The sequence below is a fragment of the Microbacterium sp. SZ1 genome (assembly GCF_002362255.1).
Classification (GTDB): domain Bacteria; phylum Actinomycetota; class Actinomycetes; order Actinomycetales; family Microbacteriaceae; genus Microbacterium.
This window is the reverse complement of record NZ_LPVV01000040.1, coordinates 147,320-166,216: the sequence shown is the minus strand read 5'-3', so window position 1 is coordinate 166,216 and position 18,897 is coordinate 147,320. Positions and strand designations below refer to the sequence as shown.

At 69.2% G+C, this 18,897-nt stretch carries 19 protein-coding genes; 8 read left to right on the top strand and 11 right to left on the bottom strand.

The genetic code is table 11. The features are described from left to right. Position 1: 1 nt before the first annotated feature. Positions 2 to 934 (bottom strand): LysR family transcriptional regulator, encoded by a 933-nt coding sequence (locus AUC47_RS14865; RefSeq protein WP_096715964.1) that lies wholly within the window; start codon positions 932 to 934, stop codon positions 2 to 4. A gap of 78 nt (positions 935 to 1,012) precedes the next feature. Here AUC47_RS14865 and AUC47_RS14860 point away from each other — a divergent pair, with 78 nt between their 5' ends. Next, complete coding sequence (locus AUC47_RS14860; protein ID WP_096715963.1) at positions 1,013 to 1,924, top strand: EamA family transporter; 912 nt, start codon at positions 1,013 to 1,015, stop codon at positions 1,922 to 1,924. 6 nt (positions 1,925 to 1,930) lie between these two features. On the opposite strand, the gene ffh is transcribed toward AUC47_RS14860, so the two are convergent. Together ffh and AUC47_RS14850 are read right to left on the bottom strand one after the other, a co-directional pair. Then, complete coding sequence (gene ffh, locus AUC47_RS14855) at positions 1,931 to 3,490, bottom strand: signal recognition particle protein (protein ID WP_096715962.1); 1,560 nt, start codon at positions 3,488 to 3,490, stop codon at positions 1,931 to 1,933. A gap of 41 nt (positions 3,491 to 3,531) precedes the next feature. Beyond that, positions 3,532 to 4,116 carry a TetR/AcrR family transcriptional regulator gene (locus AUC47_RS14850; RefSeq protein WP_096715961.1) on the bottom strand — a complete coding sequence of 195 codons (585 nt, stop codon included), beginning with the start codon at positions 4,114 to 4,116 and terminating at the stop codon, positions 3,532 to 3,534. A 72-nt stretch (positions 4,117 to 4,188) separates the two neighbouring features. Between AUC47_RS14850 and lipB the strand changes: the two genes are divergently transcribed. After that, positions 4,189 to 4,878, top strand: a complete 690-nt coding sequence (gene lipB / locus AUC47_RS14845; RefSeq protein WP_306453256.1) for a lipoyl(octanoyl) transferase LipB — start codon at positions 4,189 to 4,191, stop codon at positions 4,876 to 4,878. Then, positions 4,875 to 5,867 (top strand): lipoyl synthase, encoded by a 993-nt coding sequence (gene lipA / locus AUC47_RS14840; RefSeq protein ID WP_096715959.1) that lies wholly within the window; start codon positions 4,875 to 4,877, stop codon positions 5,865 to 5,867. The genes lipB and lipA overlap by 4 nt, the downstream gene beginning before the upstream one ends. Positions 5,868 to 5,888: 21 nt before the next feature. On the opposite strand, the gene AUC47_RS14835 is transcribed toward lipA, so the two are convergent. Genes AUC47_RS14835 through smc form a run of 3 tightly spaced genes read right to left on the bottom strand, consistent with a single transcriptional unit; the run spans position 5,889 to position 10,892 of the window. Next, on the bottom strand, positions 5,889 to 6,389 hold the full coding sequence (locus tag AUC47_RS14835) for a DUF2004 domain-containing protein (protein ID WP_096715958.1): 501 nt from the start codon (positions 6,387 to 6,389) through the stop codon (positions 5,889 to 5,891). Positions 6,390 to 6,444: 55 nt separating this feature from the next. Further along, on the bottom strand, positions 6,445 to 7,317 hold the full coding sequence (ftsY, locus tag AUC47_RS14830) for a signal recognition particle-docking protein FtsY (RefSeq protein WP_096715957.1): 873 nt from the start codon (positions 7,315 to 7,317) through the stop codon (positions 6,445 to 6,447). 26 nt (positions 7,318 to 7,343) lie between these two features. Further along, positions 7,344 to 10,892 carry a chromosome segregation protein SMC gene (gene smc, locus AUC47_RS14825; RefSeq protein WP_096715956.1) on the bottom strand — a complete coding sequence of 1,183 codons (3,549 nt, stop codon included), beginning with the start codon at positions 10,890 to 10,892 and terminating at the stop codon, positions 7,344 to 7,346. Positions 10,893 to 11,413: 521 nt separating this feature from the next. Here smc and AUC47_RS14820 point away from each other — a divergent pair. From AUC47_RS14820 to AUC47_RS14800, 5 genes are all read left to right on the top strand, one after another. Beyond that, on the top strand, positions 11,414 to 11,692 hold the full coding sequence (locus AUC47_RS14820; RefSeq protein WP_096715955.1) for a hypothetical protein: 279 nt from the start codon (positions 11,414 to 11,416) through the stop codon (positions 11,690 to 11,692). 13 nt (positions 11,693 to 11,705) lie between these two features. Further along, positions 11,706 to 12,791 carry a GNAT family N-acetyltransferase gene (locus AUC47_RS14815; protein ID WP_096715954.1) on the top strand — a complete coding sequence of 362 codons (1,086 nt, stop codon included), beginning with the start codon at positions 11,706 to 11,708 and terminating at the stop codon, positions 12,789 to 12,791. Next, positions 12,788 to 13,870: a GNAT family N-acetyltransferase gene (locus tag AUC47_RS14810; RefSeq protein WP_096715953.1), complete on the top strand. Its 1,083-nt coding sequence runs from the start codon at positions 12,788 to 12,790 to the stop codon at positions 13,868 to 13,870. The genes AUC47_RS14815 and AUC47_RS14810 overlap by 4 nt, the downstream gene beginning before the upstream one ends. An 85-nt stretch (positions 13,871 to 13,955) precedes the next feature. Further along, on the top strand, positions 13,956 to 14,651 hold the full coding sequence (locus AUC47_RS14805; protein WP_096715952.1) for an ABC transporter ATP-binding protein: 696 nt from the start codon (positions 13,956 to 13,958) through the stop codon (positions 14,649 to 14,651). After that, positions 14,648 to 15,970 carry an FtsX-like permease family protein gene (locus AUC47_RS14800; protein ID WP_096715951.1) on the top strand — a complete coding sequence of 441 codons (1,323 nt, stop codon included), beginning with the start codon at positions 14,648 to 14,650 and terminating at the stop codon, positions 15,968 to 15,970. Before AUC47_RS14805 ends, AUC47_RS14800 begins: the two co-directional genes overlap by 4 nt. Positions 15,971 to 15,982: 12 nt before the next feature. Here the strand turns inward: AUC47_RS14800 and mutM are convergent, their stop codons facing one another. From mutM to coaD, 5 genes are all read right to left on the bottom strand, one after another. Further along, positions 15,983 to 16,846 (bottom strand): bifunctional DNA-formamidopyrimidine glycosylase/DNA-(apurinic or apyrimidinic site) lyase, encoded by an 864-nt coding sequence (gene mutM, locus AUC47_RS14795; protein WP_096715950.1) that lies wholly within the window; start codon positions 16,844 to 16,846, stop codon positions 15,983 to 15,985. Continuing rightward, a complete protein-coding gene (gene rnc, locus AUC47_RS14790; protein WP_096715949.1) occupies positions 16,839 to 17,531 on the bottom strand; it encodes a ribonuclease III in 693 nt (230 codons plus the stop codon). The genes mutM and rnc overlap by 8 nt, the downstream gene beginning before the upstream one ends. Before the next feature lie 16 nt (positions 17,532 to 17,547). Continuing rightward, complete coding sequence (gene rpmF / locus AUC47_RS14785; RefSeq protein ID WP_050721097.1) at positions 17,548 to 17,757, bottom strand: 50S ribosomal protein L32; 210 nt, start codon at positions 17,755 to 17,757, stop codon at positions 17,548 to 17,550. Between the two features lie 2 nt (positions 17,758 to 17,759). After that, a complete protein-coding gene (locus tag AUC47_RS14780; RefSeq protein WP_096716147.1) occupies positions 17,760 to 18,254 on the bottom strand; it encodes a YceD family protein in 495 nt (164 codons plus the stop codon). A gap of 140 nt (positions 18,255 to 18,394) precedes the next feature. After that, positions 18,395 to 18,892: a pantetheine-phosphate adenylyltransferase gene (gene coaD / locus AUC47_RS14775; protein ID WP_096715948.1), complete on the bottom strand. Its 498-nt coding sequence runs from the start codon at positions 18,890 to 18,892 to the stop codon at positions 18,395 to 18,397. Between the last annotated feature and the right edge of the window lie 5 nt (positions 18,893 to 18,897).

Genomic DNA, 18,897 nt, shown 5'->3' with positions numbered 1-18,897 from the left:
CTCAGGATGCTGAGGGAGCGGGCTCGGAGGATTCCTCCGGGCCCGCTTCCGCGTTCCCCGGTGGTTCGCCGCCGATCACTTCGCGGAAGGCGCGCGTGACCGCTCGGGTCGACCGCTCGTCCCACGCGAGGTACTCGACCCGCGACGGCCCGTCGCGGAGGGGGATGATCCGCACTCCGCCTCGCGAGCGGTCGGGGACGCCTGCAGCCAGCAACGTGACCGCGAGTCCGGCGGCGACCAGACCCAGGATGAGCTCGGCGGAGTCGGCCTCGAATGCGACATCGCGCGGGACGTCCGCGTCGGCGAACGCCGCATCGCTCTGCGCACGCCCGGAGGTCCCGGCGGGGAAATCGGCGAAGACCTCGTCGGCGAGATCCGAGAGCCGGATACTGCGCCGGTTCGCGAGCCGGTGATCGTCGGGAACCACGGCGACGAGCTTCTCGCGCGCCAGCTCGCTTGCGGCCACACCGTGCGGCTCGATCTCGGCGCGCAGCCCCAGCAGCGCCGCATCCAGACGCCCGGCGCGCACATCGCTCATGAGGCTGTCGCTGTTGCCGACGACGAGTTCGACTCGCGTGTTCGGGTGCATCGAGCGGAAACGCGCGATCACGGTGGGCACCTCGACGGCGGTGACCGTCGGGATCACCCCGAGTCGAAGTGTCCCCGTGATGTTCCCTGCGGCGGCAGACGCCGCCTCACGCGCGTCGGACGAGGCGCGCACGGCGATGCGCGCGTGCGCGAGGAACGCTTCACCGGGCTCGGTGAGCCGCACCGCACGGCTCGTGCGGACGAACAGCCGGTGCCCGATCTCGCGCTCGAGAGCCGCGATCTGATGGCTGAGAGCCGACTGCGTCACGAAGCTCTTCTCGGCGGCGCGGGTGAAGCTCGATTCCTCGGCAAGCGCGACCACGTACCTCATCTGCTGCAGATCCACAGGACCATGATCGTCATTCATACCTGAGATGACAAGCATGCGTTGGACTCATGGGGCGATCGGAGCGAATCTGGATTCATGAACCGACTGACCGTCCTCATGCTCACCGCCATCGCGCCGATGTCGTGGGGAACGACCTACGTCGTGACGACGGAGCTTCTCCCGGTCGGCCACCCCCTGCTCGCCGGACTCCTCCGCTCCCTTCCGGCCGGCCTCATCGCGCTCGCCATCGGTCGCACCCGGCCGTCCGGGTGGTGGTGGGTGAAGTCCCTCGTGCTCGGCATCCTCAACATCGGAGCGTTCTTCCCGCTGCTGTTCCTCGCCGCCGAGCGACTCCCGGGTGGAGTCGCCGCCGCCGTCGCCGGGGCGCAGCCTCTCATCGTGCTCGCTCTGGGAGCCCTGGTCCTCCGCGACCGAATCCGCCCAGGCTCTGCCATCGCCGCTCTGGCGGGAGCAGCCGGCGTCGGGCTCGTCGTGCTGGGCCCGGATGCCGCCCTCGACGCTCTCGGTATCCTCGCCGCGCTCGGCGGCGTCGCCTCGACCGGGCTCGGCATCATCCTCACGAAACGATGGGGACGCCCTGCCGACGTGGGTCCGGTCGCGTACGCGGGATGGCAGCTCACCGCGGGCGGACTCTTCCTTCTGCCGCTCACGCTGAGTGTCGAAGGCCTGCCGTCACACATCGACGGCGACGCCGCACTGGGCTACCTCTGGCTGGGCACCGTCGGCGGGCTGATCGCATACACGCTGTGGTTCCGCGGCATCCAGCTGCTCTCGGTGGTGGCGCCCGGGCTGCTGGCGCTTCTCTCCCCCGTCGTCGCGACCGTTCTCGGCGTGGTCATCGCCGGCGAGTCGTTCAGCAGCGCGCAGGCACTCGGGATCGGGGTCGTGGTCGCGGCGCTGGTCGGCGGGCAGCTCGTCGCGCGTCCGCGGCGCTCTGCGGAGCCCGCGAGCACGTCTACCGCCGAACGCGTCGACGCGAGAGCCTGAACCGCGTCAGTTCTTGCCGAAGAGCTTCTGGATCTCGGCGAGATCCGCCTCGGTCGGCGCCTTGGCTCCCCCGCCCAGACCGAAGCCGGATCCGGTCGGCGTCGAGGCCGGCGTGAGCCCGGCGTTCTCGGCGGCGCGCTTGGCCGGGTTGCCCGATCGCGATCCCGAGGGCTTGCCCTTGCCCTTCTTGCCGCGCTTCGATGAGGCGCCGGGGCGCCCCATCCCGGGCACGGGACCCATCCCGGGGATGTTCGGGGTGCCGCCGCGGGCGACGGTCTTCATCATCTTCGCGGCCTGGTCGAAGCGCTGCACCAGCTGATTCACGTCCGTGACGGTCATACCCGAACCGCGCGCGATGCGCAGGCGGCGGGATCCGTTGAGGATCTTGGGGTTTCGGCGCTCCCCCGGGGTCATCGAGCGGATGATCGCCTCGGTGCGGTCGATCTCGCGCTCGTCGAAGTCCTCGAGCTGCTGCTTCATCTGGCCCATGCCCGGGAGCATCCCGAGCATCTTCTTCATCGACCCCATCTTCTTCATCTGCTGAAGCTGGTCGAGGAAGTCCTCGAGCGTGAACTGCTCGGTCGCGAGCTTCTCCGCCATCTTGGCGGCCTCTTCCTCGTCGAAGGCCTGCTGGGCCTGCTCGATGAGGGTGAGGATGTCGCCGAGGTCGAGGATGCGGCTCGCCATGCGGTCGGGATGGAACGGCTCGAGGTCTTCGAGGCGCTCACCCGTCGAGGCGAAGATGATCGGGCGTCCGGTCACCGACGCGACGGACAGCGCGGCACCACCGCGGGCGTCTCCGTCGAGCTTCGACAGCACGACACCGGTGAAGTCGACGCCCTCTTGGAAGGCCTTGGCCGTGTTGACGGCGTCCTGCCCGATCATGGCATCGATCACGAAGAGCACCTCGTCGGGGTCGACGGCTCGACGGATGTCGGCGGCCTGCTTCATGAGCTCTGCGTCGACGCCGAGACGACCGGCGGTGTCGATGATGACGACGTCGTGCTGCTGACGGCGGGCGTGCTCGACGCCGTCGCGCGAGACCTTGACCGGGTCTCCGATGCCGTTTCCGGGCTCGGGCGCGTAGATCGTGGCACCGGCCTGCTCGGCGACGACCTGCAGCTGGTTCACGGCGTTCGGGCGCTGGAGGTCGGCGGCGACGAGGAGCGGAGTGTGGCCCTCGCCCTCGAGCTGCTTGGCGAGCTTGCCGGCGAACGTCGTCTTGCCCGAACCCTGGAGTCCGGCGAGCATGATCACGGTCGGCGCGGTCTTGGCGAACTGCAGACGACGCTGTTCTCCACCGAGGATCTGAACGAGTTCCTCATTGACGATCTGGACGACCTGCTGCGCCGGGTTCAGCGCCTTGTTGACCTCGTCGCCGAGGGCACGCTCGCGCACCTTCGCCGTGAAGTCCTTGACGACGGCGAGGGCGACGTCGGCATCGAGCAGAGCGCGCCGGATCTCGCGGACGGTGCCGTCGACATCAGCCGCACTGAGCTTTCCCTTCGTGCGCAGATTGCGGAAGGTGTCGGTGAGACGATCGGAGAGCGTGCCAAACGTAGCCATGGTGATAGCGATTCTACGCGAGCGGTGCCTCGTCGAACGCGTCAGCCCCAGCGGAGGTCGTCGAGGGTCGTCAAGGCGTCCGCGAGCACGGTCTCAGGTGCCGAATAGCCGGCACCCTGCTCGGCCCACTCGCGAAGCGACGACAGCACGGCGGCTGCGTGAGCTGCGCCGACCACATCCGCACGGATGCGGGAGATCCCGGATGCGGATGCCGCGGACGCGACGATGGATGCGAGGCGCGCGAGCCGGAGCGCGCTGTCGCGGGCGAGCTCCTCGTCGAGCCCCATGGCCGTCCGGTTGCGCAGCGCCAGCGCGAGCGGGTCGGGAGCGAACCCGCGGAGGGCGTCGACGAGGATCGACCGGACCGCCGCGGCATCCGCGTGGTCGCCGAGCTCGCTCAGCGCCGTGCCCACTCCGTCGATGCGTGCATCGAGACCCGACCACAGCACGTCGCTCTTCGACGAGAAGTAGTTGAAGAAGCTGGAACGACTGACTCCCGCGCGCTGAGTGATGTCGGCGACGGAGGTCGCGTCGTACCCGCGCTCGAGGAAGAGCTCGCAGGCGGCCTCGGCGAGCGTCTCGCGCGACGACGCCTTCGGGCGCCCTGCTCGGCTCGTCGTCGTCATGAGGACACGGTATCGCGCGGCGACCGCCGAGCGCCCTGACCCGACCCGGAGGAGTATTGTTAGACGCGATCCATTTATGCCACGGTCGCCTCACGAGGGAGTGCTCGCATGCTCGACGTCGTCACCGCCGGTCTCGCACCGGCCTACGTGCCCTACACGGAGGGCTGGGATCTGCAGCGGCGCGTCCACGCCGAGGTCGTCGCGGGCTCACGGCCGGACACCCTCCTGCTCCTCGAGCACGAGGCGGTCTACACGGCCGGCAAGCGCACGGAGGAGCATGAGCGGCCGCAGGACGGGACCCCCGTGATCGACGTCGACCGCGGGGGCAAGATCACCTGGCACGGTCCCGGGCAGCTCGTCGGCTACCCGATCGTCCGCCTCGCCGAGCCGATGGACGTCGTCGCGCACGTGCGACGGATCGAGCATGTGCTCATCGACGTGCTGCGACCGCTCGGCGTCGACGGCCATCAGGTCGAGGGTCGGAGCGGCGTCTGGGTGCGTCGCCCTCTCTCCGAGGACAAGGTCGCCGCGATCGGGGTCCGCGTCCAGCAGGGCGTGACGATGCACGGCTTCGCGATCAACTGCGACAACACGCTCGCGGGCTTCCGCGACATCATCCCCTGCGGGATCACCGACGCCGGCGTCACCACCGTGAGCGACGTCGTCGGCGCCGACGTCTCCCCCGCCGATATCGCGGATGCCGTCGCGTCCGCCTTCACCGCCGCCTACTCGACCGCCGACCTCGCAGGAGCATCCGCATGACCGCCGCCGCACCCGAGGGACGCAAGCTCCTCCGCCTCGAGATCCGCAACTCGGAGACCCCCATCGAGCGCAAGCCCGAGTGGATCAAGACGAAGGCCAAGATGGGCCCCGAGTACACGGCCCTGCACTCGCTCGTGAAAAGCGAGGACCTGCATACGGTCTGCCAGGAGGCCGGATGCCCGAACATCTTCGAGTGCTGGGAGGATCGGGAGGCGACGTTCCTCATCGGCGGTTCGCAGTGCACGCGGCGCTGCGACTTCTGCCAGATCGACACAGGGAAGCCGGACGCGTACGACACGGACGAGCCCCGCCGCGTGGCCGAGAGCGTGCAGCGGATGGGTCTGCGCTACGCCACGGTGACGAGTGTCGCGCGCGATGACCTGCCCGACACCGGGGCGTGGCTGAACGCCGAGACCGTGCGCCGCATCCACGCCCTGAATCCGAACACCGGCGTCGAACTACTCGCGAACGAGCACAACGCCGATCCGGCCTTCCTCGGTCAGATCTTCGAGGCGCGTCCCGAGGTGTTCGCCCACAACGTCGAGACCGTCCCGCGGATCTTCAAGCGCATCCGCCCGGCCTTCAAGTACGAGCGCTCGCTGAACGTGATCACCCAGGGGCGGGATGCCGGACTCATCACGAAGTCCAATCTGATCCTCGGAATGGGCGAGGAGCCGGAAGAGGTCGTCCAGGCCCTGAGCGACCTGCACGAGGCCGGCTGCGACATCATCACGATCACGCAGTACCTTCGCCCGTCGCCACGACACCTCCCGGTCGCCCGCTGGGTGAAGCCCGCGGAGTTCGTCGAGTTCAAGGAGGAGGCGGAGCGCATCGGCTTCCTCGGCGTGCTCGCGGGTCCGCTCGTCCGCTCCTCCTACCGAGCCGGACGGCTGTGGGCGCAGTCGATGACGTCGAAGGGACGCGAGATCCCCGCGCACCTCGCGCACATCGCAGAGGGCGCAGACCTCGGCTTCGCTCAGGCGGTCTGAGATCGGGCAGGGCGCCGACGGTCAGTCGGCGCTCATGACCGACAGCACGGCGCCGTCGGAGCCGAGGTTCACGAGCAGCACGTCGTCGGTCGTGTCGGCGTCGAGCGCGTACTCGAGCACCGCGAACGGCTCGGAACCGCCGTGCTCGTCGGCCAGGATCGTCATGCTCATGAGCCGCAGCGATCGGATGATGTCGACCGCTGCATCCCCGCTCACGTCGATCAGCACGTCGTCGAGTTCGTCGCCGTAGGCCTCCTGCTGCTGCAGGATGTACTCCGTCACCTCGCTGGTGCGGTCGTCGACTTCGGAGAGCATGCTGCGCCGCGCCGTGCCGTCGACCGTCTCGAGGCCGGCGATCAGCGACGCCGCGATGTCGAGGGCGTCCGCCGACACGTCATCCTGATCCGGAGCAGTGAGGTCGACCGTCACACTCTGATCGCCGAGTTCCACGGTCTCCGACCAGAAGATCGAGCCGTCGGGGCCCGACGACAGGAGTCCGAAGTAATCGTGTTCGATCGCCATAACGCTATGAAACCAGCCTCGTGGTCGCGGCGGTAGTCCTGTGCGTGTCGTGTCGTCAGCCGACGAGTGACTGCACGAAGACGTGCGGGGTGAAACCGGTGAGGTCGTCGATGCCCTCGCCCTGGCCGAGGAGCTTGACGGGGATGCCGGTGCGCTCCTGCACCGCGAGGACGAAACCGCCCTTCGCCGAACCGTCGAGCTTGGTGAGAACCAGCCCCGTGACGCCCGCGTGCTGCAGGAAGGCCTCGGCCTGCATGACGCCGTTCTGACCGGTCGTCGCGTCGAGCACGAGCAGCACCTCACTGATCGGAGCCTGCTTCTCGATGACCCGACGGATCTTCGTCAGCTCGTCCATGAGTCCGCCCTTGGTGTGCAGGCGTCCCGCGGTGTCGATGATCGCGATCTCGATCCCCTCGCGCTGCGCGAACTCGATGGTCTGGTAGGCGACGGACGCGGGATCCTGCCCCTCCTGCTGCGGACGGACGATCGCCGCTCCCCCACGCTGCGCCCAGGTCGCGAGCTGGTCGACCGCCGCGGCACGGAAGGTGTCGGCGGCACCGACCACGACACTGCGCTGGTATCCGCGGAGGAACTTGGTGAACTTGCCGATCGTCGTGGTCTTGCCGACGCCGTTCACGCCGACGACGAGCACGACGGCCGGACGCTCGGTGAGCTTCAGGGTCGTGTCGAACTTCGCGAAGTGCTCCTCGAGCGTCTCGCGCAGCATCCGCTGCAGGTCCTTCGGGTCGGTCGTGCGGTAGCGCTCGACCTTCGCGCGGAGCTCGTCCACGACTCGCTCGCTGATGTCTGGGCCGAAGTCGGCCGTGATGAGCGCGGTCTCCAGGTCCTCCCACGTCGTCTCGTCGATCGTGGGCTTGACGAACATGCCGCGCAGCGCGCGACCGAGGGACCAGGACTTCTCCGCCATGACTCCAGCCTATCCGCGCCGGACGCTTACACCGCCGCGGCCGCGGCGCGGTCGCCGACGCGCTGTCCCACGACGGCCGACACGCCGTCCTGGCGCATCGAGACGCCGTAGAGGGCGTCCGCGATCTCCATCGTGCGCTTCTGGTGCGTGATGATCAGCAGCTGCGAGCTCTCGCGCAACTGCTCGAACACGGTGAGCAGGCGTCCAAGGTTGGCGTCGTCGAGCGCGGCCTCGACTTCGTCGAGGATGTAGAAGGGACTCGGCCGGGCCTTGAAGATCGCCACGAGGAGTGCGACGGCCGCGAGGGACCGCTCACCACCCGAGAGGAGCGACAGCCGCTCGATCTTCTTGCCCACCGGTCGCACCGAGACCTCGATGCCCGTCGTGAGCATGTTGTCGGGGTCGGTGAGCGAAATGCTTCCCGAGCCGCCGGGGAACAGCAGCGGGAAGACCTCCCCGAAGGCCTCCTTGGTGTCCTCGAACGCACTGGCGAAGATCGTCTGCATCCGCTCGTCGAGGTCGGCGATGATCGTCAGCAGGTCCTGTCGCGTCTGCGTGAGGTCGGCGAGCTGCTCGGTCAGGAAGGCGTGCCGCTGCTCGAGCGCCGCGAACTCTTCCAGAGCGAGCGGGTTGACGCGCCCCAGCTGAGCGAGCTTGCGTTCCGCGTCGGCAAGGCGTCGCTGCTGGATGCGGCGATCGAACGGAATGGCCGTGTCGTCGATTAACTCCCCCTCTGCGAGCTCAGCGCCCGGATCGCGAGGCACGAGTTGATCCGGCCCATATTCCGCAACGAGAATATCTTCGTCGAGCGCCAGCTCGGACGCGACGCGTTCGAGCAGACTGTTGAGGTGCAGCTTCTTCTCGTGGATCTGCAGTTCCAGGCCGTGGACGCTCTCGGTGAGACCTGCGAGGCGCTCGCGGAGCGACGTCTCCTGCGCACGGAGAGCGGTCAGCTCCTCGTTCTGCGCGGAGCGCGCAGCCTCCGCCTCCCCCAACGCGAGACGGGCTTCGGCCACGGAGCGGTCGATCGAGTCCAGGATGCGCGGGAGCTCTGACGCGACGCCCGACGCCGCTTCCCGCTGAGCGCGACGGATCACCGCGCGACGCGCTGCCTCCGCCGCCGCATCCCGTTCCTGCTCGCGCTGTCGCTCCAAGCTCGCGACGCGCGCCTGGGCCGCGCGGACGCGCTCCCGCAACGTCTCGATCTCCAGGCGGGCTCTGACCTCGCCCTCGCGCGCATGCTCCAGAGCCTCCAGCAGACCGTCTCGGGCCGATGCGTCGAGGACGGGCCGGGGTGCCGACACCGCCTCGTCGAGCTCGGTCTTCGCGCGGCCGGCCTTCGCCTCTGCTTCCTCCACGGCGGACTGCGCCTGAGCCAGTCCCGCCTCGAGCCGGTCGCACTCCGCGACCGCCGACTCGTGCGTGACGGTGATGCGGTTGACCTGCTCCGCGTGGCTGGCCAGCGCCGCGTCATGCTCCCGGAGCGCACGCAGCGCGTCCTTCGCCTGACGCCGCGTCGTCTCGACGAGGTCGTTCGCGTCCTCCCGCGCCTCGCGCAGCGAGTCGACGATGACCTGCACCTCCGCGAGGCGCTCGCTCGCGGCATCCCGCTCGGCGGCGAGTTCGAGTCGTGAACGCTCTCCCCCGGAACCCGTGCGCAGAGTCTGCGCGGTGACCACGTCTCCCGTGGTCGTCACGACGGTCGTCGTGGTGTCGTCGAGAGCGTCCAGCGCGCTGCGCGCTGCGCGAGCCTCGTCGAGGTCGCCGGCGATGAGCACGTGCGACAGGATGCCGAGCACCCCGGCGGGCGCTGTGACCGTGTCGACGGCGGGCGTGACGCCCGGAAGCTCCGGCAGCCGGACGGCAGGACGGATAGCGTCGGCCACGACGAAGTCGATCACGCCCCTCCCCTGCGACTCGGCATCCCCGGCGAGGGCGAAGGCATGAACAGCCTCGTCCACCAGGACGCCCTCGGTCAGCGGACCGAGCACAGCGGCGATCGCCGCCTCGAAACCCGCTTTGACCTGCACGGCGTCGCCGACGAGACCGCGGATGCCGTCGCCCCCGGTCTTCACGATCTCGGCCGCACCACCGGAGAGGGCGAGTGCACTCCCGAGGGCTGCGGCCTTCGCGGTGAGCGCATCGACCTCGCGCTCCGCCGCGTGCAGCCGCTCGCGGAGCGTCTCCCGCTCCGTCTCGGCTGCCGTCGCGGCGCGTTGCGCGCTCTCGTAGGCCGCGGAGTACTCGGCCGCGGTGCCTTCGGGTGCTTCCGCGGTGTCGATGGCCTCCAGCGCCTCTGCTGCCTCCCGGCGCCGGATGTGGGCGGCCTCGAGAGCGTTCTCCTGCCGCAGCACCGCGCCACGCACCGCCGCGAGAGCCGACGCCGCAGCATCCGCGGCACCGCGCAGCGAGGTGAGCCTCATGTCGTACTCCGAGACGAGAGCGCTCTGCTCGGCGATGTCGACGTCGAGCGTGTCGAGCTCTGCGCGCGCGCTGACGACCTCGCGGCTGGCGGCCGCCGCGGCGTCCTGCGCATCGCCCAGCCCCTCAGAGATCTCGGTGATCTCGGCCTTCGCCTCGTCGATCGTCGCCTGTGTGACGGTCACCGCGGTCACCGCCGCGTCGTCCTCCTCCGAGCCGAGCAGCGCGAGGCGCTGGTTGGCGAGTGTGTACAGACCGCGCATGCGCTCCTGCACCTGCTCCAGCCCGAAGGCGACGCTTCGCGCCTGGTCGACGGCCACCGAGTTCTGGTCCTGCTCGAGGCGCGCGATACTCGCCCGCACGGCCTCGGCCTGATCGGAGAGCACGAGTCGCTCGGTGTGACGCTCGTGCTCGGTGCGGGTGTGGTCCGCCAGGGCCGTGCGCAGTGCCACGACGTCGTCGGCGAAGATGCGGGCTTTGGCGTCGCGCACGACCGCCGCGATGGTCTGCGCCTCACGCGCGATCTCCGCCTGACGACCCAGCGGCTTGAGCTGACGGCGGATCTCCCCGGCGAGGTCGCTCAGACGCGTCAGATTCGTCTCCATCGCGTCGAGCTTGCGGAGGGTCTTCTCCTTGCGCCGCCGGTGCTTGAGGATTCCTGCGGCCTCCTCGATGAAGCCGCGGCGGTCCTCGGGCGAGGCCTGCAGGACCGTGTCGAGGCGGCCCTGGCCGACGATCACGTGCATCTCGCGGCCGAGACCGGAATCGCTCAGCAGCTCCTGCACGTCGAGCAGTCGGCAGGACTCGCCGTTGATCGCGTACTCGCTCGATCCGTTGCGGAAGAGCGTGCGGCTGATCGTGACCTCGGCGTACTCGATCGGCAGCGCGCCGTCGGCGTTGTCGATCGTCAGCTGCACCTCCGCACGGCCGAGCGGACCTCGCGTCGACGTGCCGGCGAAGATGACGTCCTCCATCTTGCCGCCGCGAAGGGTCTTCGCCCCTTGCTCCCCCATCACCCAGGCGAGAGCGTCGACGACGTTCGACTTGCCGGATCCGTTGGGGCCGACGATGCACGTGACGCCCGGTTCGAAGACGAAGCTGGTCGGCTGCGCGAAGGACTTGAACCCCTTGAGGGTCAGGCTCTTCAGATGCATGCGCGTACCGCGCTTCCGGGCTGGATCACGCCCATACGCTACCGGAATTCCGCGTCACGACCGGCATCCCGCGCGGTGCCGGGGCGATCGTCCCGACGCCGCGACACGCCGGACACGCCCGGGATGCTTGACGTCAGCTGTGGGCCTTCGCTACCGTGAACCTCCGGATCGCCACACGAAAGGAGGTTACCGATGATGATCACTCAGCTGAACGCACAGGCCACACGCCTCGCCGCGCCCTTTGCGCCGCGCCTTGCGCACTCGGTAACCGCCGGCGTCCGTCGCAGCAGCGCTCTCTCCTAGAGCCGCAGCAGCAGGACTCCGCCCGCTCTCGGGCGTCCGCCTCGCGCGCCATCGCGCCGCTTCCGCACTGATCCCGCAGGATCACGGCTCACCGCCGACCCCGGCATCCGCTCTCCGCAGTCTCCCGGGCTCGTGCTCTCACCGCGCCACCCCTCTCTGAACGGGGTCCGCGCCGTCTGCGTCATCGCATCACACCATCACCACTCGAAGGAATCATCGTGAACACCACGCTGTACCGCTCCACCACCCACCCACCGGATACCGAGGACCAGCAGGTCCTCCACATCCCCGCACCCGACGACCTGCGTCGCCTCGCGCTCGCAGACCGTCTCTCCCTCCGCATCGGCCTGTGGCTGCTGCAGAGAGCGCAGCGCCCTCGGCGGGAGCGCCGCTCGTCTCGCGTCTCCGGCGATCTGCTCGCTCTCGACCGGCGGGAACGCTCCGCCGCCGAGACGTACGCTCTGCTCACCTTCGACCTGCAGCGCCAGCTGCGCTGATCGGAAGGACATCATGAGCATCGTGCTCACCGAGGATGCCACGCTGCATCCGCTCGTGCTCCCGGCACGGGCGGATGCAGCAGACGCGGGCGAGTTCCGCGAACTCGCCCGCGTCCGCAACGACGTCTACCGCGCGATCACCGGACGCGACGAACAGGACCTCGAGCCCGAGGCGCTGCTGCCACTGCTGAGGTCGCGTCCGGAACGCACCACGACCGTCTGGGCCGTCCGCGTCGCGGGCACGATCGTCGGACGCGCTGTCGTCGACATCCCCCACGAGGAGGGGTCGCGCACGGCGATCGCGAGCATCGAGATCCACCCGCGCGTCTGGGGTCGGGGCATCGGCAGTGCCGTGCTCCCCCACATCGAAGCAGCGGCCCGGCGACACGGCAGGACCGTCATCCAGAACTGGACTGAGCAGCCGGCGTCCTCAGGCGACCGGATCACCGCGCGCACCGGACACGGAAGCGTGCCGGACGACCACGTCTCCCGATTCCTGCTGCGCCACGGCTTCTCACTCGAACAGGTGTATCGGGTCAGTCGGCTCGACCTCGACGACGCGACCCATGAGTTCGACGCCCTGCACGCCGACGCGCGCCGCGCGGCTACCGGGTACCGGGTGCTGCAGTGGGAGGTGCCTACACCGACCGAGCACCTCGACGGCTACGCCTGGCTCAAGTCTCGGATGTCGACCGACGCGCCGTCGGCGGGGCTCGAAGCCGACGAGGAGCAGTGGGACGCCGATCGCGTCGTCGCCGGCGAGAAGCGCATCGTCGAGATGCGCCAGCGGATGCTCGTCACCGTTGCGCAGCACGTCGACAGCGGCGAGCTCGCGGCGTTCACCGAGATCGGCATCGGCCCGGATACCGCCGCCACCACCCACCAGCACGACACGCTCGTGCTGCGTGAGCACCGAGGTCACCGCCTCGGCCAGCTCGTGAAGTGCGCCTCGCTCGCGACCTGGCGGGAGATCGCGCCGCAGTCGCGGGCGGTGATCACCTACAACGCCGAGGAGAACCGGCCCATGCTCTCCATCAACGAAGCCCTGGGCTTCGAAGCCATCGCCTACGAAGGCGCCTGGCGGAAGGACCTCTCATGACCACCTCCACGCTGACGATCACGCCCCTCGTGGTCCCCGGTTCGCTCGACAGCGACGAGGCCGCGGACTTCCTCGCGTACGGTGAACTCAATCGCCTCGTCTGCGATGAGGCCACCGGTATCCCGGATCTGGCTCCGGACGCCGCCCAGATGCTGCCGGCCTGGCAGGACCAGACCGACACCCTGCACACCGGATTCGTGGCGAGGATCGATGGTGAGATCGTCGGCATGATCACGATCGACTACGCCAGGGAAGCCGATGCGCAGGCAGCCGAGATCGACGTGCTCGTACCGCATCGGTTCGCCGGGCTGGGCGTCGAGGCGGCGCTGCTCGACCTCGCCGAGGAGGAGGCGCGCGCCCACGGGCGGTCGCTCATCCAGGCCTGGTCTCTGCACCGCCCGATCGAGACCGATCGCATGATCGTGCCCCGGACCGGGTGGGGGCGGATCCCGTCCACTGCTCTCTCCGACGCGCTGGCGGTCGAAGGCTTCGTCTGCGAGCAGGTCGAGCGCAACAGCGAGCTCGATCTGCGCGCGGACCTCTCCGCGCTCGAACACGCCCTCGACTCCGCCCTCGATGTCGCAGGACCGGACTACCGGATCGTGCAGTGGATGGCGCCCACTCCCGAGGAGTACCGGGACGGGTACGCGGGCATCCTCGCACGTCTCTCGACGGACGCGCCGAGCGGCGACATGGAGTTCGTCGCGGAAGAGTGGGACGCGCAGCGCGTCGAACGACGTGACGCGAGGTTGACGTCGGCGGGTCAGGCGTTCGCGGTCACCGCGGTGCAGCACGTGCCCACCGGCGATCTCGTCGCGTACAACGAGCTGCTCATCGGCGCGGATCGCACCGGCACGACACATCAGTTCGGCACGCTCGTCTCGAGCGCTCATCGCGGACACCGCCTCGGCATGATCGTGAAGTGCGCCAATCTGCTCCGCTGGCGCGAGCTGATGCCGGACTCTCCCGTCGTATCCACCTTCAACGCCGAGGAGAACCGGCCGATGCTCAGCATCAACGAGGCGCTCGGCTTCCGGGCGGTGTCGTACGCAGGCGCCTGGCAGAAGCGGCTCGCCTGAGGATCATCCGCGCGATGTAGGCGCGGGACGGCGGATCATCCGCCGGTGCGATGACGCCGGGTGGCGTCGTCGCGAGGCTGGAAGCATGAACACTCACGTCCTCGAGGCACGGGCCCTCACGAAGTCCTACGGCACCACACGCGCACTCGCCGGGGTGGACCTCCAGGTCCTTCCCGGCGAGTCCGTCGCGATCATGGGCGCCTCCGGATCGGGCAAGACCACCCTCCTGCACGTCCTCGCCGGCATCATCACCCCCGACTCCGGGACCGTCTCGTTCCGACCAGCCGCGGGCTCCCCGGTCGAGCTGTCCGGGCTCGGAGAGTCGGCCCGATCGCGCTTGCGACGCGAGCGCTTCGGCTTCGTCTTCCAGCAGGGTCTCCTCATCCCTGAGCTCACCGCCGTCGAGAACGTCGCCCTCGCCTCCATGATCAACGGCGTGAAGAGAGCGGATGCCGTGCACCACGCGGCATCGTGGCTCGCCGCCCTCGGGCTCGCCGGCATGGAGGACCGCCGCATCGGCGAGCTCTCGGGTGGCCAGGCGCAGCGCGTCGCGATCGCGCGCGCTCAGGCGACGGGTGCCGAGCTCGTCTTCGCCGACGAGCCGACCGGCGCCCTCGACTCGCACACCTCGCACGAGGTCATGGACGCCCTGCTCTGGTCGACAACGGGTCAGGGGCGGACACTGCTCGTCGTCACCCACGATCCGGAGGTCGCGGCCCGCTGCTCCCGGATCGCCTCCGTGCGCGATGGACAGGTCGTCTCGCCGGCGGTGTCCGCATGAACCCTCGCGTCCTCGCCCTGCTGCTGCGTCCGGCGCAGGGTCAGACGGCGTTCCTCGCACTCCCCGCGACGGCCTTCGCGATCGTCACCGCACTCGTGCTCACCGTGGTCGGCGGCGCGCAGTCCTTCTGGAGCTGGACCGATGACTTCGCCCCCGTCTACCAGGCACTCGCCGCGATCGCGCTGGTGCTCTTGGTCGTCCCGCTGATGAACCTCGGCGGAGCCGCCGCACGGCTCTCCGCGCGGCGACGTGACGAGCGTCTCTCCACACTGCGCCTTCTGGGGGTCACCCCGCTCGGCGTCGGTGTCGCGACCGTCGTCGAGTCCGTGCTCGTGGCCGCCGCCGGCGCGGTCGCCGGAGTGCTCGTCTCTCTCGCGATCAGCCCGCTGATCGGCCTGATCCCTTTCCGCGGCGAAGCACTGGGCGTAGAGGCCGTCGTGCTCCCACCGCTGGTCGTACTCTCGGTGGTCGGCGGCATCCTCGTCGTCGCGGCAGGCAGCGCCGCGCTCGGCCTCCGCCGGGTCATCATCTCGCCGCTCGGCGTTCGCCTGCGCACCACCGCGTCGAACGTGCACTGGTTCCGCGCGATCATCGGCGTCTCCGTCCTCGCGCTGGTCTTCGTGCTGATCAAGGTCTTCCCCTCGGTCGCCGGCATCGTGACGACGATCACGGTGCTTGCCGTGCTCTTCGCGATCGCGCTCACCGTGCTGAACGTGCTCGGCCCCTGGGTGATCAAGCTCATCGCGTCGGGGCAGCTGCGTCGGGCCGAGCACCCGGAGCGGCTGCTGGCGGCGCGCCTCGTGCTCGATTCCCCGAAGAGCGCCTGGCGGCAGGTGAGCGGGATCGCGATGGCGAGCTTCATGGCCGTGTTCGCGGGCACCGGAGTCTCGCTCATGAACGTTCTCGGCAGCGACGACGCCGCCTCCGAGGAAGCCGCACTCGCCGTCGACATGCGTACCGGCCTCATCATCACGCTCGTGGCGTCGTTCCTCATGGTCGCGGCCTCGGTGGGCGTGAATCAGGCGGCGGCGATCCTCGATCAGCGCGAGCTCCACGAGAGCCTGCATCACCTGGGGATGCCGCTCGAGACGGTCGACCGCGCACGTCGTCGGGCGATCATGTCGCCGCTGCTGATCACCGCGATCGGCTCGGCGCTCTGCGCGGCAGTGCTCGTCTTCCCGCTGCTCGGGATGGCCCTCATCACGGCGCCGGAATCGGTGCTGACGATCGTCGTCGTCGTCGCGATCGGGATCGGCGTGGTCGGAGCCAGCATGCGCGCGACCCGACCGCTCCTGGCGCGTTCGTTCGCGGCGGGGTGAGCGCCGGTCGGGTCAGCGGCGGCGCTGACAGCGCGGGCAGTAGTGGCTCGACCGGTTCATGAACGCGGTGCGCCGAATCGGGCCACCGCACCGCGGACACGGTTCACCTCCCCGTCCGTAGGCGTTGAGGGAATGGGCGAAATACCCGGCCTGACCGTTCACGTTGACGTACTGCGCGTCGAAGCTGGTGCCGCCCTCGGCGAGGGCTTTGGCCAGCACGGCGCGGATGTCGGCGAGCAACCGCGAGGCTGCTCGCGTCGAGAGAGCGGATACCGCGGTCTCGGGATGGATGCGGGCCGCCCACAGCGACTCGTCAGCGTAGATGTTGCCGACACCGCTGATCACCTGCTGATCGAGCAGGACGCGCTTGATCCCGCTGCTCCTCCGCCGCAGAGCGGCGAGGAACGTCGCGTCGTCGAACAGCGGGTCCATCGGATCGCGAGCGATGTGCAGCACCTGCGAGGGGATGCGCGACGGTCCATCGTCGCGCAGCTCGTCGACGGCCAGCGAGCCGAAGGTCCGCTGGTCGGCGAACACGACGGCCAGTTCGCCGTGGATCGGATGCTCGAGGCCGATCCTGATGCGCTCATGCCGTTCGGCGGGCGCGTCGGGCGCACGGAGCAGCATCTGGCCGCTCATACCGAGGTGCGCGATCAGCGCCGTGTCGCCGGAGTCGAGCGGAAGCCAGAGGAATTTGCCGCGTCGGTCGGCTGCCGCGAAGCGGTGTCCCTCGAGCCGGGCGACGAAGTCCTCGGGTCCGGCCGCATGCCGGGTCAGGGCGCGTTCATCGAACACGCTGACAGCGGTGATGAGCGAGCCGATCGCGGCAGGTGCGAGACCGGCACGCACGACCTCGACCTCGGGAAGCTCAGGCACGCTCGTTCAGGAGACGCCATGCACTCAGCGCGGCGGCCATCTCGGCCGTCTTCTTGCTGCTGCCGAGACCGGTCATACTGACGTCGCCGACGGTCACCGTCGCCGTGAAGCGACGATCGTGATCAGGGCCGCTGGCCTCGATGGAGTACTGCGGAGCCGTCAGACCGAGGCGTGCTGCCAGTTCCTGCAGGCTCGTTTTCGGGTCCATCGCCGCGCCGTAGCGCTCGGGGTCGGCGAGCAGAGGTTCGGTCAGCCGCAGCACGAGCTCGGTCGCGGCCTCCGGCCCAGCCGACAGGAACGTGGCGCCGATCACGGCCTCCATCGTGTCCGCGAGGATCGAGTCCTTGTCGCGTCCGCCGGTCTGCTCCTCACCACGGCCGAGAAGCAGGTGGCTGCCCAGCTCGATGCCGCGCGCGACCTCCGCCAGCGCGACCGTCGACACGACGCTCGCGCGGCGCTTCGCGAGGGCGCCTTCGTCGAGTTCGGGGTGGCTCGTGAACAGCATCACGGTCACGGCCTGCCCGAGCACGGAGTCGCCCAGGAACTCGAGGCGCTCGTTGTGAGGGATGCCCCCGTGCTCGTAGGCGTACGAGCGGTGGGTGAGCGCCAACTCCAGAAGCTCCGCGTCGATGTCGACGCGGAGCTTCTCAGGGAGAGGTCTCGTCCCCCCAGGGACCTCTGTCACGAGCTGGAGTCGCGACTCAGACGTCAGCGACCTTGCGGCCCTTGTACTCGAGGAAGAGCTCGGTGCCCTGCGAGTCGGTGACGACCTTCGCCTGGTGCGGACGGCTGTAGACGACCTTGCCGTTCTCGACGGTCTTGACGAGCGCGGGGGCCTCGGCCTTCCACTGCGCACGACGCGAGCGGGTGTTGGAACGGGAGACCTTGCGCTTCGGGGGGTTACCAGCCATGACTAGCTCTCTTCTTTCTCGGCGGCGCTGCTCTCTGCCGCGCCGTCTTGGTCTGTGATCTGCTGGAGCGCGCTCCATCGAGGATCGATGGGAGCCGCCTGCTCCGATCCGGTGCTCTCGGTCAGCCTCTCGCCCGTGACCGGGTCGAGCCCGGGGCAATCCGGCTGACACACCGGCTGAAATGGAAGCGACAATACGGCCGCATCCCTGACAAGAGTTTCAAGATCCACGTGGTCGTCTTGAACCTCGAAGTCAGTTTCTTCCTCACCAGGATACGCGAAAAGCTCCTGGAACTCGACTTCGACGGGCCGGGCGATGTCGGTCAGGCATCGACCGCACACTCCGGAGTACTCCCCGTCCGCCGCGCCCGACACGAGAATGCCCTCGTGAACGGACTCGAGCCGCACGTCGAGATCGAGCTGCGACCCCTGAGCGAACGACACGATGCCCTCGCCCCACGGCTCGTCGAGTGTCACCGTGAAGGCATGCTCGCGCATCTCCCCCGGCTTGCGAACGATGTCGCGGACGGGGAGGACGAAGGGGCCGTTGAATCGGGAACGCACCCCGCAATGCTACCGGCTCGGCAGGAGGCGGGGCTGGCCGGCGCCTGAGTGCGGAGGTCGCGGCCTGGCACCCGTCAGATGCCCCGGGAGCCGGTGTCCAGGAACGACGCGACGGCGGGCGGCACGAACGGTGAGATGTCTCCGCCGAGACCGGCGACCTGCCGCACGAGCGAGCTCGACACGAGGGCGTGCGCAGGATCCGGCAGCAGGAACACCGTCTCGATGTCGGCGAGGTGGCGGTTGACGATCGCCATCGGAGATTCATAGGCGACGTCCACCTGCGACCGGATGCCCTTGACCAGGACGCCGGCGTCGACGTCGCGGGCGTAGTCCACAAGCAGCCCCATGCTCCATGACCCGACGATGACGTTGCCGTCCATCCCGTCCTCGGCGATCGACTGCTCCAGCAGCGACATGCGCTGCGCGATCGGCAGCATCGCCTCCTTGCCGGGGTTGTGAACGACGAGGACGTGCAGCTCGTCGTACAGCTTCGCGGCACGCCTGATCACATCGAGGTGACCGAGGGTGGGCGGATCGAAGGAACCCGGGACGACGGCGATCCGGCTGCTCATGCATC

What these genes read in the sequence shown, in the direction of transcription:
- AUC47_RS14810 (WP_096715953.1), top strand. Translation starts at nt 12,788, where the DNA reads ATGACCACCTCCACGCTGACGATCACGCCCCTCGTGGTCCCCGGTTCG.
- ffh (WP_096715962.1), bottom strand. Translation starts at nt 3,490, where the DNA reads ATGGCTACGTTTGGCACGCTCTCCGATCGTCTCACCGACACCTTCCGC.
- AUC47_RS14850 (WP_096715961.1), bottom strand. Translation starts at nt 4,116, where the DNA reads ATGACGACGACGAGCCGAGCAGGGCGCCCGAAGGCGTCGTCGCGCGAG.
- coaD (WP_096715948.1), bottom strand. Translation starts at nt 18,892, where the DNA reads ATGAGCAGCCGGATCGCCGTCGTCCCGGGTTCCTTCGATCCGCCCACC.
- smc (WP_096715956.1), bottom strand. Translation starts at nt 10,892, where the DNA reads ATGCATCTGAAGAGCCTGACCCTCAAGGGGTTCAAGTCCTTCGCGCAG.
- rpmF (WP_050721097.1), bottom strand. Translation starts at nt 17,757, where the DNA reads ATGGCTGGTAACCCCCCGAAGCGCAAGGTCTCCCGTTCCAACACCCGC.
- ftsY (WP_096715957.1), bottom strand. Translation starts at nt 7,317, where the DNA reads ATGGCGGAGAAGTCCTGGTCCCTCGGTCGCGCGCTGCGCGGCATGTTC.
- AUC47_RS14800 (WP_096715951.1), top strand. Translation starts at nt 14,648, where the DNA reads ATGAACCCTCGCGTCCTCGCCCTGCTGCTGCGTCCGGCGCAGGGTCAG.
- AUC47_RS14860 (WP_096715963.1), top strand. Translation starts at nt 1,013, where the DNA reads ATGAACCGACTGACCGTCCTCATGCTCACCGCCATCGCGCCGATGTCG.
- AUC47_RS14805 (WP_096715952.1), top strand. Translation starts at nt 13,956, where the DNA reads ATGAACACTCACGTCCTCGAGGCACGGGCCCTCACGAAGTCCTACGGC.
- AUC47_RS14780 (WP_096716147.1), bottom strand. Translation starts at nt 18,254, where the DNA reads ATGCGCGAGCATGCCTTCACGGTGACACTCGACGAGCCGTGGGGCGAG.
- lipA (WP_096715959.1), top strand. Translation starts at nt 4,875, where the DNA reads ATGACCGCCGCCGCACCCGAGGGACGCAAGCTCCTCCGCCTCGAGATC.
- AUC47_RS14835 (WP_096715958.1), bottom strand. Translation starts at nt 6,389, where the DNA reads ATGGCGATCGAACACGATTACTTCGGACTCCTGTCGTCGGGCCCCGAC.
- AUC47_RS14815 (WP_096715954.1), top strand. Translation starts at nt 11,706, where the DNA reads ATGAGCATCGTGCTCACCGAGGATGCCACGCTGCATCCGCTCGTGCTC.